This is a genomic window from Novosphingobium sp., assembly GCF_041915465.1.
In the GTDB taxonomy this organism is placed as follows: domain Bacteria; phylum Pseudomonadota; class Alphaproteobacteria; order Sphingomonadales; family Sphingomonadaceae; genus Novosphingobium.
Window position 1 is genome coordinate 1 of record NZ_JAYSBK010000089.1, and the last position, 12,757, is coordinate 12,757.

Genomic DNA, 12,757 nt, shown 5'->3' on the forward strand with positions numbered 1-12,757 from the left:
GACAACGTGCAGTGGGAAGGGGTGCTGCGCTCGGTTTCGGGTGAGCGCGCCTATCGCTGGCTCAATGCGGGTTCGGTCGATCCGCGCGGGATCGCCAGCTTCATGATCCTCGATCAGCGCTTTCCGCGCAGCCTGGCCTTCTGTCTCGACAAGCTGCGCTCCAACCTGCGCGGGCTGGCGCACGAATACGGCCACGAAACCTCCGCCCACGAAAGCCTGCGCGGGCTGGGCACGCAGTTCCACGAAACCGGGATCGAACAGATCTTCGAGACTGGCCTGCACGAATTCATTGCCGAATTCATTGCTTGCAACCGGCAGGTGGCCATGGCGGTCGAGCAGGATTACAGGTTCTACGCGTAATGCGCCTCAAGGTTGGACATACTACCCGTTACACCTTTTCCCGGCCGGTCTCGCACGGGCTCCAGCGCCTGCGGCTGACGCCCAAGAGCACCCACGGCCAGAAGGTGATAGATTGGTCGATGCAGCTCACCGGGGCGAAGGTCGAGGTCGAGTACGAAGATCACAACTACAACATGATCACCCTGATCTCGGTCAATCCCGGGATCAGCGAGGTCGTGGTCCATTGCTCCGGAACGGTCGTCACGGCCGATAACCACGGGGTCATTGGGCCGCATTCGGGGCATATGCCGCTGTGGTCGTTTTTGCAGCAATCGCCGCTGACCCGTCCGGGGCCGCGAATTCGCGCGATCGCGGCCCAGCTCGACGTGCCGAAGGGCGAAGTGCTGGCAATGCTGCACCGCCTCTCCAGCCTGATCCTCGAGCAGGTCCGCTACGAACCGGGTGAGACCCAGGCCCACACCTCGGGCGAGGAAGCGGCCATGCTGGGCGTTGGCGTATGCCAGGATCACGCCCACATTTTCATCGGCGCGGCGCGCGCGCTGGGCGTGCCGGCGCGCTATGTCTCCGGCTATCTGATGATGAATGACCGGGTCGAGCAGGAAGCGGGTCACGCCTGGGCCGAAGCCTATGTTGAACACCTCGGCTGGGTCGGCTTTGACGTGTCCAACGGAATGAGCCCGGATGAACGCTATGTTCGCGTCGCCACGGGCCGCGATTACCGCGAGGCTGCACCCGTTACCGGCATCAGCTGGGGCGAAGGGGAATCCGTGCTGGAAGTGCGCCTTGCGGTTGAACAACAAGCGCAGGAACAGTAGGCGGGCGGCGAAAGGGGAATGCAGCCTTGACCTATTGCGTTGGCATGATGCTCGATGACGGGCTGGTGATGATGAGCGACACCCGCACCAATTCGGGCGTCGACAACATCTCCACCTTCCGCAAGATGTATCAGTGGTCGGTCCCTGGCGAGCGCATGATCGCGATCATGACCTCTGGCAACCTTGCCACGACCCAGTCCGTGATCAGCCAGCTGGAAGAGCGCGGCAAGACCCCGGACGAGCGGCACAACTCGCTGCTCGAAGCGCCGACGATGTTCCAGATTGCGACGATCGTGGGCAAGCTGCTGCGCGATACGATCGCGTCAAGTGACAAGGACAATGGGCAGGAAGCCGCGGGCACCTTTACGGCTTCGATGATTGTTGCGGGCCAGATCAAGGGCATGGAGCCGCGGTTGTTCCTGATCTACCCGGAAGGCAATTTTATCGAGGCGAGCTTCGACACGCCGTTCTTCCAGATTGGCGAAACCAAGTACGGCCGTCCGATCATCCTGCGCGGTTATGACCCCAAGATGAGCTTCGAGGATGCGGTCAAGCTGCTGATGGTCAGCTTTGATTCGACGATCAAGGCCAACCTCTCGGTCGGCCTGCCGCTCGATCTGCTGGTGATGCGGCGCGATTACTTCGAACCCGTGCACCAGCGCCGGATCACGGCCGACGATCCCTATTTTCGGGCGATTTCGGTGGGTTGGAGCGAGGCGCTGAAGCTCGCTTTCGAATCGCTGCCGGATTACAGTTTTAACGCCAAATAGCCGCGCCTCACCGGCAGAACGAACTCCCGCTCAGCTCCAGATGCAGGTGGTCCTTGTGCGCGGCGTTGTAGGCCGGGCCGAGCACCGTGCCGAAGCGCTTGCAGGCGCTGTTGTGAATGGTTTCCAGGAACTTGCGCTCGGCTGCCGTGCCATCAGACCAGCTGCCCTTCACGGTGATGCGCCGCCCGTCAGCCAGAACGAAGCCGGACACGTCGATTGCATTGGCCGTGGCGTGGGCGCTACGCCGGTCGGTTCCGGCAACGTTGCGGCAATTGTAGCTGCCCATCGTCTCGATCTTCACCAGCGGGCTGCCCAGGATCTGCTGCGCGGCGCGGTCCGCGCCATAGCGGGCCCAGGCGGCAAAACTTTCGGCCAGCGGACAGGCGACCGGGCCAAGGTTGGTAAGGGCGAGCGAATCGTGATCGCTGCGGATCGTGGACAGCTTGACCGTGTTCAGCGTCGAACAGCCCGCACCATAATACTGGTCGGGCAGCGGGGTGAAGGCCGCCTTGGTCGAAGAAAGCTCGGACAGGCACTGGCGCGCTTCGGGGCGGGGGGTGAAGACCATGGTCGAACGCTGGACAGGGCCGCGGGTTTCGCGGCTCGCCTGCGGAATTGCGCCGCAAGCCGCGACCATGGCCATCGTGGGCAGGATCATCAATGCCCTCAACATGGCCGGGATTATCCGGGATTCATGGTTAAGATTCGTTAAAGGCCGAAAGCGCCTTTGCACAAACTGCTGTCAGTTCGCCGCATTTCCTTGACATGTGCGGCCAAGCCACTACCTGCGGCTCCGGGCCACGCGGTCCCAACGCCGCGCGTGCTCTCTGTAAGGAGAGTCTACATGACTGCTACGATTCCGGCTCGCAAGCCTGCGCGCCCGTTCTTTTCTTCCGGTCCCTGCGCCAAGCCGCCGGGCTATTCCCCCGAGAAACTCGCTACCGAATCCCTTGGCCGCTCGCACCGCGCCAAGATCGGCAAGTCGCGTCTGCAGTATTGCATCGATCTGATGCGCGAAGTGCTGGGCCTGCCCGACACGCACCGCATCGGCATCGTGCCCGGCTCGGACACCGGCGCCTTCGAAATGGCGATGTGGACGATGCTTGGCGCCCGCGGCGTGACCGCGCTGGCCTGGGAAAGCTTTGGCGAAGGCTGGGTGACCGACGCGGTCAAGCAGCTCAAGCTGGAACCCAAGGTGCACCGCGCCGACTATGGTCAGCTGCCCGATCTGTCGAAGGTCGATTTCGCCGACGACGTGCTGTTCACCTGGAACGGCACCACCAGCGGCGTGCGCGTGCCCGACGGCGAATGGATCCCCGACGACCGCGAAGGCCTGACCTTCGCCGACGCGACCAGCGCCGTGTTTGCCTATGACATTCCGTGGGACAAGATCGACGTTGCGACCTTCTCGTGGCAGAAGGTGCTGGGCGGCGAAGGCGGCCACGGCGTGCTGATCCTCGGCCCGCGCGCCGTCGAACGTCTTGAAACCTACACCCCCAACTGGCCGCTGCCCAAGGTGTTCCGCCTGGTTTCCAAGGGCAAGCTCGCCGAAGGCGTGTTCAAGGGCGAAACGATCAACACGCCCTCGATGCTGGCTGTCGAAGACGCGATCTTTGCGCTTGAATGGGCGAGAGGCGTCGGCGGGCTGGAAGGCCTGCAGGAGCGCTGCACCGCCAATGCCGATGCGCTGAACAAGATCGTCGCCGAACGCGACTGGCTCAGCCACCTCGCGGCGGACAAGGGCATCCGTTCGAAGACCTCGGTCTGCCTCTCGGTCGAAGGCGCAGATGCGGACTTCATCAAGAAGATGACCGGCCTCCTCGAGAAGGAAGGCGCGGCCTATGACATCGCCGGTTACCGCGATGCCCCGGCGGGCCTGCGCATCTGGTGCGGCGCGACGGTTGAAACCGCCGACATCGAAGACCTCGGTCCGTGGCTCGACTGGGCCTACGAAGCCACCAAGGCTGCCTGATTTTTCCGGACGGGCCACGTGTGCCCGTCCGTTTCCCCCCATTCTGATTGAAAGAGGCTTATCATGACCAAGCCCCGCGTACTTATTTCCGACAAGATGGACCCCAACGCCGCCCGTATCTTCACCGAGATGGGCTGCGACGTTGACGTCATCACCGGCGAAACCCCCGAACAGCTGATCGCCCGCATCGGCGATTACGATGGCCTGGCGATCCGTTCGTCGACCAAGGTGACCAAGGAAATCCTGGCCGCCGCCAAGAACCTCAAGGTCATCGGCCGCGCCGGGATCGGCGTCGACAACGTCGATATCCCGGCGGCTTCGGCCCAGGGCGTGGTGGTGATGAACACCCCGTTCGGCAACTCGATCACCACCGCCGAACACGCCATCGCGATGATGTTCGCGCTGGCCCGCCAGATCCCCGAAGCCAACGCCCAGACCCAGGCCGGCCTGTGGCCGAAGAACGGCTTCATGGGCGTTGAAGTCACCGGCAAGACGCTTGGCCTGATCGGGGCCGGCAACATCGGCTCGATCGTCGCTGCCCGCGCGCTTGGCCTGAAGATGAAGGTCGTGGCCTATGACCCGTTCCTGACCCCGGAACGCGCCGTGGAAATGGGCGTTGAAAAGGCCGATCTCGACACGCTGCTGGCGCGCGCGGACTTCATCACGCTGCATACGCCGCTGACTGATCAGACCCGCAACATCCTGAGCCGCGAAAACCTTGCCAAGACCAAGAAGGGCGTGCGGATCGTCAACTGCGCGCGCGGTGGTCTGATCGATGAGGCCGCGCTCAAGGACGCGCTCGATTCGGGCCAGGTCGCGGGCGCCGCGCTCGACGTGTTCGAAACCGAACCGGCCAAGGAATCGCCGCTGTTCGGCACCCCGAACTTCATCTGCACCCCGCACCTTGGCGCCTCGACCACCGAAGCCCAGGTCAACGTGGCGCTGCAGGTGGCCGAACAGATGGCCGACTACCTGGTCAACGGCGGCGTCACCAACGCGCTCAACGTGCCTTCGCTCTCGGCCGAGGAAGCGCCGAAGCTGCGCCCCTACATGCAGCTTGCGGAACAGCTGGGCGGCATGGTCGGCCAGCTTACCACCGGGGCGATCCCGCGCATCTCGATCCACGCCGAAGGCGCTGCGGCCGAGCTCAACATCAAGCCGATCGTCGCGGCCGTACTGTGCGGCTTCCTGCGCACGCAGTCCGACACGGTGAACATGGTCAACGCACCCTTCATCGCCAAGGAACGCGGCATGGAAGTGCGCGAGGTCAAGACCGAGAAGGCCGGTGACTATCACACCCTGATCCGCGTTTCGGTGAAGACCGATGCGGGTGAGCGTTCGGTTGCAGGCACGCTGTTCTCGAACAGCGAACCGCGCCTGGTCGAACTGTTCGGGATCAAGGTCGAAGCCGAACTTGCCGGGCACATGATGTATATCGTCAACGAGGACGCCCCCGGCTTCATCGGCCGCATCGGCACCCTGCTGGGCGAAAACAGCATCAACATCGGCACCTTCAACCTCGGCCGCCGCAACGCGGGCGGGGAAGCGGTGCTGCTGCTCTCGGTCGACAGCGCGGTTCCGGCCGCGGTGCTGGAACAGGCCAAGACGCTTCCGGGCGTCAAGCGGGTGATGGCGCTGGCGTTCTGACGCCGGATCGGGCAACGGGACCTGGCTATGGAAGATACCGACCGCGACCTGCTGCCCGAGGGGCTCCAAGACCGGCTGCCGCCCAGCGCGGCAGCCGCAGCCCATGTTGCCCGTGCTGGCCTCGATGTGCTCGATGCCCACGGCTATGACCGGGTCCAGACGCCGACCATCGAGTTCGAAAAGTCGATGGCTAGCCGCATGGCCGGGGTCCAACCGCGCCGGATGTTCCGCTTCGTCGATCCGCTTTCGCTCAGGATGATGGCGCTGCGCAGCGATATCACCGTGCAGGTCGGCCGCATTGCCGCCACCGGCCTTGCTGGCGCGGCGCGTCCGTTGCGGCTGTGCTATGCGGGCCAAGTCGTGACGATCAAGGGCGACGGGCTCGATCCCGCGCGCGAGCGGCTGCAGCTGGGCGCGGAACTGATCGGGTCCGACAGTGTCGCCGCTGCGGGCGAAATCGTCGAAATGGCGATCGAGGCGCTGCGCGCGGCTGGCGCGACCGGGATCTCGGTCGATTTCACGCTGCCGGACCTGGTCGACACGCTGGCCGCCAAGGCTCTGCCGCTCGATGCCGACAAGATCGAGGCGGTGCGCCGCGAACTCGATGCCAAGGACGCGGGCGGCCTGGTGGCGGCAGGCGGCGAGGCTTACCTGCCGCTGCTGACCGCGATTGGCCCCTTCGACACCGCGATCGAACGGCTTGCCGCAATCGATGCGGGCGGCGCGCTGTCCGGCCGGATCAAGGCGCTGCGCGAAATCGCGGCACGGGTCGGCGGTTCGGCCCGGCTGACGCTTGATCCCAGCGAACGCCACGGTTTTGAATACCAGTCGTGGTTCGGCTTCACGATCTATGCCGAGGGCGTTTCGGGGGCACTGGGCCGGGGCGGTTCATACCGCATCCTGGGCCGTGACGAACCCGCCATCGGCTTCTCGCTCTATCCCGATGCGCTGATCGACGTGCTGGCGGGTGAAACCAGGCGCGACACGCTGTTCCTGCCGCTGGGCCACGATCCGGTTCAGGCCGCGCGCCTGCGCGCGATCGGCTGGCGCACCGTGGCGGCGCTGAGCGCGGACTGCGATCCGAAGGCGCTCGGCTGCATGCACCGCCTGCAGGGTACCGAGGCGATCAGCCTCTAACGCACGGTTGTCATCGCCCGGCGCTTGATCCCCTCGGCGCAGGCAAGATAGGCCAGTGCCAGCAGGATCACTGCTCCCAATAGGTGCACCGGCATCGGCGCAAATCCGAACACGCTTGCCCACGATCCAAGTGCCAGCAACAGGGCAATGCCAAGCGCGCCGAGGCTGGTGAGCGCCAGCGCCTTGTGCGGGGTGCTGCGCCAAGGCCGACCATGGGTGCGGATCACGAAGATCACGAGGATCTGGGTCAGCATCGATTCGACGAACCATGCCGTGCGGAATTCCGCTGGCGAGGCATTGAACACCAGCAGCAACAGCCCAAAGGTGGCGATATCGAACACCGAGGACAGCGGCCCCATGAAGGTGGTGAAGCGCTGGATCGCGGCAATCGACCAGTCGTGCGGACGGCGGGTTTCGGCCGCATCGACATTGTCGAAGGGAATCCCAAGCTGCGAGAAATCGTAGAGCAGGTTGTTGAGCAGGATCTGGATCGCGGTCATCGGCAGGAATGGGATCACCAGCGCGGCCAGCGCCATCGACAGCATGTTGCCGAAGTTCGAACTGGTGCCCATGCGCACGTACTTGATGATGTTGGCATAGGTGCGCCGCCCTTCCATCACCCCGTCGGCGACGACGCCCAGATCGTTCGAAAGCAGGATCATGTCCGCCGCGCCGCGCGCCACATCGGTTGCCCCGTCGACCGACATCCCGGCATCTGCAGCCTTGATTGCGGGGGCGTCGTTGATCCCGTCGCCCATGTAGCCGACCGTATAGCCCGCGCGCGACAGCGCCCGAATAATCCGCAGCTTCTGGTCGGGCGAAACGCGCGCATACAGATCGGTGCGGCGCACCTGCACCCGCAGCGCGGCATCTGAGAGCTTGTCGATCTGATCGCCGGTCAGCAGTCCCTCGCAATCGAGGTCGAGCGACTTGACCAGATGTCGCACGACCGGCGCGGCATCGCCGGAAATCACCTTGACCCTGACGCCGAGCTTGCGCAGCCGCGCGATTGCCTCGTGCGCGGATTGCTTGGGTGGATCGAGGAAGGCGCAAAACCCCGCGAAGACCAGACCGGCTTCGTCGTCGGGGGTAAGCGCGCGGACATCGCCGCTCCATTCCTTCCAGGCAATCGCCAGCAGCCGCTCGCCATCGGCGGCGTGTTCATCGTGCATCGCCTCGAGCCGCGTGCGCAGCTGCGGGTCCATCGGAGCAGGCTTGCCGCCGATTTCGGCGCGGTCGCACAGGGCCAGCAGGGCTTCGGGCGCGCCTTTGGTCACCAGCATGCGCTGCGCCCCCTTTTCCACCAGTACGGCGGCGCGGCGGCGCTCGAAATCGAACGGCAGGTCGGCCAGCTTGCGCCATTCGATCTCGCCCGGGCTCCCTGCCTTCTGGCAGATTGCCGCGTCGAGCGGATTGCCGACGCCGCTTTCATAGAAGCTGTTGATCGTCGCCAGTTCCAGCACGCGGGCACTGTCCTTTCCGTCGCATCCCGGCCAGGCTGCCAGCTCGATCCGGGCTTCGGTCAGGGTTCCGGTCTTGTCGGTGCAGAAAACGTTCATCGCGCCCAGATCGTGGATCGCGGCGAGGCGCTTTACGATCACCTGCTGTCGCGCCAGCCGCTGCGCCCCGCGCGACAGCGTGACCGTGGTGACCATCGGCAGCAGTTCGGGGGTCAGGCCCACGGCCAGCGCCACCGCGAACATCACGGATTCGAGCATCGGGCGGTGGAACAGGATCTGGATCAGCAGCACGAACAGCACCAGCGCCAAGGTCAAGCGCAGGATCAGCATTCCCAGCCGGTGCAGCCCGCGCTCGAACGCGGTGGGCGGCTCGGCGCTGGCAAGGCTGCCCGATATCGCCCCCAGGTTGGTGTGCTTGCCCGTGGCGGCAACCAGCATCGTCGCCTCGCCGCTGACCACGGCTGTGCCGCTGAACAGCGCGTCATAGGCATCGGCAAGCGCGGTCGCGCCGCTTGGCCCCGGGCGCTTGTCTACCGGATAGGGCTCGCCGGTCAGGATTGCCTCGTCCACCCGCGCGCCGTGGCTGGTGAGCACGATGCCGTCCGCCGGAACCAGCGCGCCGGGGCCGAGTCTAACGACGTCGCCGCGCACCAGCGCTTCGGTTGGCAGGTCGACGAAAGCTCCATCGCGTAGCACGCTGGCCTTGAGCGCAATCGTGCGGCGCAGCGCCTCGGCGGCCTTTTCGGCGCCATGTTCCTGATAGACGTCGAGCCCGACCGAAATCAGCACCATCGTCAGGATGATGATCAGACTGGCCTTGTCCCCGCTCGCCCCGGAAACGAAGGCGGCGACCAGCAGGATCGCGACCAGCGGTTCGGCCAGCCGCGCCAGGACGCGCGCCAGAATCGTGCGCGAGGCCTTGTCGGCAATGACGTTCGGCCCGTCTTCGGCCAACCGCCGCGCGGCTTCGGCACTGCTTAGCCCGGCATCCGGCGCGGCGTTGCCCTCGGCAAGGCTGCCCGGCGGCTGCGCCCAGAACGGAGGGACCTTGTCATGCTCGGCCTGATCGTCCTGCGCCATGGATCGCTCCGCGTGAACCCGCGCGATGATTGCGCCTGCTGGCGCGCCGGTTCAAGCGCGAAGCGGAGACGTGCTGCTAGAAGCCGAACAACGTCTTTAGCCAGGCATCGACCACCGGGGTCGCCGCATAGGCCGGATCGCCGAGGCTGCGGTTGATCTCGGCGTGGCCGCGCAGGCCCGTCCCCGGAAAGTCCCGGCGCTCGGCGGGAGTGCCTGCTTTTTGCAGCGCGGCCTGCAGTTCCTTGGCCTGCGCGATCCCGTCCTGGCGCTGAACGTGGATGATCAGGAACGCCGGGGCATTGGGCGCGGCGGCCTGCAAGGCGGGAGACAATGCGCGCTGGCGCTGCGGATCGGTGCCGAAGGCCTGGAGATAGGTGTCATGCATGAAGCGGCCGCCGTCCGCAATCTGGCGCGGCACGTCATAGGCCGCCCCGTCGATCGGCAGCACGCCCTTCAGGTTGGTAAAGGACAGCCCCGCGCCCTTGAGATAGCGCTCGTCGGTGCCCACCAGCGCCACCAGATGCGCGCCGGCGCTGTGGCCCATCAGCACGATGCGCGATGTGTCGATCCCCAGCTGCGGCGCCCTCGCAATCAGCGCGGCGATTGCCGCCGAAACGTCGGCGGCCTGCTGTTCAACCGTGGCTTCGGGGACCAGCCGGTAATTGATCGAGGCATAGGCATAGCCGGCCTGCGTATAGTGCGGGGCCTTCCAGCCGCCGTCGGCGTTGTCCTTGCTGCCGCGCTTCCAGCCGCCGCCGTGGACGAAGATGACCAGCGGGGCAGGGGCCTTGGCGCCCACGGCCGGATAGTAATCGAGCACCTGCAAAGGATCGCTGCCATAGGCGAAGGTCTGCTTGCCCTGTGCCTTTGGCGGGGTGGCATGTTGCTGCCCGGTGGCTGTCCGATCGCGCCAGCGCGGACGCTCGCGCGCTTCGGCCAGGCTGGCGGCCGTCACCGCAAGTGCGGCCATGGACAGGATAACGGTCTTCCTCATCGCGGTAATCTCCTTTGCAGACACGGTTTCATTGCGCAAAGGGATGTTGGCCAGTCACGAATTGTCGCCGATTGTCGCGTGCTTTGCCTTGACTCTTGATGCGTCCTCACCCTAGTGCGCGCACCGCAAAACGGGCCGGTTTACGGCCCTTCATCCCATCCCCTGTGCCGAGTCCTGTCGAAGGGCGCTTGCGGATCCACCCTGGCAGGGTGGCGGAGTATAACCATGGCAAACGTAACCGTGATCGGCGCCCAGTGGGGCGATGAAGGCAAGGGCAAGATTGTCGACTGGCTGGCCAGCCGCGCCGATGCCGTGGTGCGCTTTCAGGGCGGTCACAATGCCGGCCACACGCTGGTGGTGGGCGAACAGGTCTACAAGCTCTCGCTGCTGCCCTCGGGCATCGTCACCGGCACGCTGTCGATCATCGGCAACGGCGTGGTGCTCGATCCGTGGCACCTGCGCGACGAGATCGCCAAGCTCGAAGGGCAGGGTGTGGTCATCAACACCGAAAACTTCGCGATCGCCGAAAACGCGCCGCTGATCCTGCCGCTGCACCGCGATCTTGACGGTCTGCGCGAAGCGGCTGCCGGATCGGGCAAGATTGGCACGACCGGGCGCGGGATCGGCCCGGCCTATGAAGACAAGGTCGGCCGCCGCGCGATCCGCGTCTGCGATCTGGCGCACCTCGACGCACTCGATGCCCAGCTTGACCGGCTCTGCGCCCACCACGACGCACTGCGCGCCGGCTTCGGCCAGCCGCCGGTCGACCGCGCGCAGCTGCTCGCAGACCTGCGGGAAATCGCGCCGTCGGTGCTGAAATATGCCCAGCCGGTGTGGAAGCGGCTCAATACCGTGCGCAAGGCCGGGGCGCGCATCCTGTTCGAAGGCGCGCAGGGCGTGCTGCTCGATGTCGATCACGGCACCTATCCCTTCGTCACCTCGTCGAACACGGTCAGCGGCACGGCCGCCAGCGGTTCGGGCCTTGGCCCGGCAAGCACCGGTTTCGTGCTGGGGATCGTCAAGGCCTATACCACCCGCGTCGGCTCGGGCCCGTTCCCGACCGAACTGGAAGACGAGGTCGGCCAGCGGCTGGGTGAGCGCGGCCACGAATTCGGCACCGTCACGGGCCGCAAGCGCCGCTGCGGCTGGTTCGACGCCGTGCTGACCCGCCAGTCCTGCGCAATCTCGGGCGTGACCGGCATCGCGCTTACCAAGCTGGACGTGCTCGATGGCTTCGACAAGGTGAAGATCTGTACCGGCTATCGCCTGCACGGCAAGGTGCTGGATTATTTCCCGGCCCATGCCGCCGATCAGGCCGAGGTAGAGCCGATCTACGAGGAAATGGACGGCTGGAGCGGCACGACCGCCGGCGCGCGTTCGTGGGCCGACCTGCCGGCCCAGGCGATCAAGTACATCCAGCGCGTTCAGGAACTAATTGAAACGCCGGTTGCCCTGGTTTCGACCAGCCCCGAGCGTGAAGACACGATCCTCGTGCGCGATCCCTTCGTCGATTGACTTGATGGCCCATCGCCCCACCGCGCTGCGCGCTGCCGCCCTTGCGGGCGCGGCGCTGCTGCTCGGCGGGGGCGGTATGCTGCCTTACCGCGCATTCCCGGCAGTGCCCGAGTTGGGCCGCATCGACCGGATCGTGATCCACAAGGCCCAGCGCCGGATGGAACTGTTCTCCGGCGGCCGGCTGGTTCATGTCATGACCGGGGTCGGGCTTGGCGATGCGCCAGTCGGGCAGAAGCATTTCGAAGGTGACGAACGAACCCCGGAAGGTCGTTACACCATCGACTTTCGCAATCCGCACAGCTCCTACCACCTTTCGCTTCGGCTTTCCTATCCGGATGCCGCGGCAACGGCTTTTGCCGCCGCGCAGCACCGCAGTCCGGGCGGCGAAATCTATATTCACGGCCAACCGAACTGGCTTGCGCTCGGCCGCCTGCCGGGGGACTGGACCGATGGCTGCATCGCCGTCTCAAACCGCGAGATCGAGGCATTGTGGCGCGCGGTTCCCCAAGGCACGGACGTCGAAGTTCTCCCATGATCTTGACATAGACCCTATTTGTTCTACTCATGTTCACAAGAGAACAGGAGTCGGACTGCCATGTCGATTGCCAATTTCGCCTTTGCCGATCCCGCCAACGATGCCGCCGGTCTGCCGGTGGCATTGTCGATCTTTGCCGATCGGGCACATGTGCGCGACCAGGTTGGCGAGGATGCGATGGGGGCGGGGCTCAGGATCGCGCAGCTTGGCGATCTGGCGACCCTGCTCGAAGGCGATGCGCGCTCGCTCGGCGATATCGTCGCGGTTGATTGCCCTGAGGTTGACGGAGCCCGGCTCGCCGCGCTCGCCCGGCTCGACATGCGGATCCGCCATGTCGGCGCGCAGCTGGTGGTTTCGACCAGCCTTGCCGCCTTGGACGATGTATTCGGCTGCCTTGACCAGTCGAATCCGCAGATCCTGATCGACCCGACCCGCGCCGAACGCGTGATCGCGCTGGGCCGTGCTTTGGCGG

11 protein-coding genes and 1 pseudogene are annotated in these 12,757 nt (G+C 65.4%); 9 read left to right on the plus strand and 3 right to left on the minus strand.

The genetic code is table 11. The annotated features are described in order from the left end of the window. The 3 genes from ACE3SN_RS13285 to ACE3SN_RS13295 form a co-directional block, all read left to right on the plus strand. Positions 1–360, plus strand: a 360-nt coding sequence (locus ACE3SN_RS13285) for an alpha-E domain-containing protein (protein WP_374530759.1), incomplete at its 5' end; no start/stop codon positions are given. Further along, positions 360–1,175 (plus strand): transglutaminase domain-containing protein, encoded by an 816-nt coding sequence (locus tag ACE3SN_RS13290; protein WP_374530761.1) that lies wholly within the window; start codon positions 360–362, stop codon positions 1,173–1,175. The genes ACE3SN_RS13285 and ACE3SN_RS13290, both read left to right, overlap by 1 nt. Before the next feature lie 26 nt (positions 1,176–1,201). After that, positions 1,202–1,945, plus strand: coding sequence for a peptidase (locus ACE3SN_RS13295; protein WP_374530763.1), 744 nt, complete (start codon positions 1,202–1,204; stop codon positions 1,943–1,945). Between the two features lie 7 nt (positions 1,946–1,952). Here the strand turns inward: ACE3SN_RS13295 and ACE3SN_RS13300 are convergent, their stop codons facing one another. Then, positions 1,953–2,603 (minus strand): extensin family protein, encoded by a 651-nt coding sequence (locus ACE3SN_RS13300; RefSeq protein WP_374530765.1) that lies wholly within the window; start codon positions 2,601–2,603, stop codon positions 1,953–1,955. 186 nt (positions 2,604–2,789) lie between these two features. Here ACE3SN_RS13300 and ACE3SN_RS13305 point away from each other — a divergent pair, with 186 nt between their 5' ends. From ACE3SN_RS13305 to ACE3SN_RS13315, 3 genes are all read left to right on the plus strand, one after another. After that, positions 2,790–3,917, plus strand: a complete 1,128-nt coding sequence (locus tag ACE3SN_RS13305) for a phosphoserine transaminase (RefSeq protein ID WP_374530767.1) — start codon at positions 2,790–2,792, stop codon at positions 3,915–3,917. 63 nt (positions 3,918–3,980) lie between these two features. Continuing rightward, a complete protein-coding gene (serA, locus tag ACE3SN_RS13310) occupies positions 3,981–5,564 on the plus strand; it encodes a phosphoglycerate dehydrogenase (RefSeq protein ID WP_374530769.1) in 1,584 nt (527 codons plus the stop codon). 27 nt (positions 5,565–5,591) lie between these two features. Beyond that, a complete protein-coding gene (locus tag ACE3SN_RS13315) occupies positions 5,592–6,701 on the plus strand; it encodes an ATP phosphoribosyltransferase regulatory subunit (RefSeq protein ID WP_374530771.1) in 1,110 nt (369 codons plus the stop codon). On the opposite strand, the gene mgtA is transcribed toward ACE3SN_RS13315, so the two are convergent. Together mgtA and ACE3SN_RS13325 are read right to left on the minus strand one after the other, a co-directional pair. Continuing rightward, complete coding sequence (gene mgtA / locus ACE3SN_RS13320) at positions 6,698–9,241, minus strand: magnesium-translocating P-type ATPase (RefSeq protein ID WP_374530773.1); 2,544 nt, start codon at positions 9,239–9,241, stop codon at positions 6,698–6,700. The two genes, ACE3SN_RS13315 and mgtA, sit on opposite strands and share 4 nt — an antisense overlap. 76 nt (positions 9,242–9,317) lie before the next feature. Beyond that, positions 9,318–10,235, minus strand: a complete 918-nt coding sequence (locus ACE3SN_RS13325) for an alpha/beta hydrolase (RefSeq protein ID WP_374530775.1) — start codon at positions 10,233–10,235, stop codon at positions 9,318–9,320. 225 nt (positions 10,236–10,460) lie between these two features. On the opposite strand from ACE3SN_RS13325, the gene ACE3SN_RS13330 reads away from it, so the two are divergent. The 3 genes and pseudogenes from ACE3SN_RS13330 to ACE3SN_RS13340 all read left to right on the plus strand — a co-directional run. Then, positions 10,461–11,750 carry an adenylosuccinate synthase gene (locus ACE3SN_RS13330; RefSeq protein ID WP_374530777.1) on the plus strand — a complete coding sequence of 430 codons (1,290 nt, stop codon included), beginning with the start codon at positions 10,461–10,463 and terminating at the stop codon, positions 11,748–11,750. Positions 11,751–11,754: 4 nt separating this feature from the next. Continuing rightward, the gene (locus tag ACE3SN_RS13335; RefSeq protein WP_374530778.1) at positions 11,755–12,285 is read left to right on the plus strand and encodes a murein L,D-transpeptidase family protein; all 531 of its coding nucleotides are present in this window, start codon (positions 11,755–11,757) and stop codon (positions 12,283–12,285) included. A 60-nt stretch (positions 12,286–12,345) separates the two neighbouring features. Continuing rightward, positions 12,346–12,757: pseudogene (locus ACE3SN_RS13340) on the plus strand (MarR family transcriptional regulator); the annotation flags it as partial.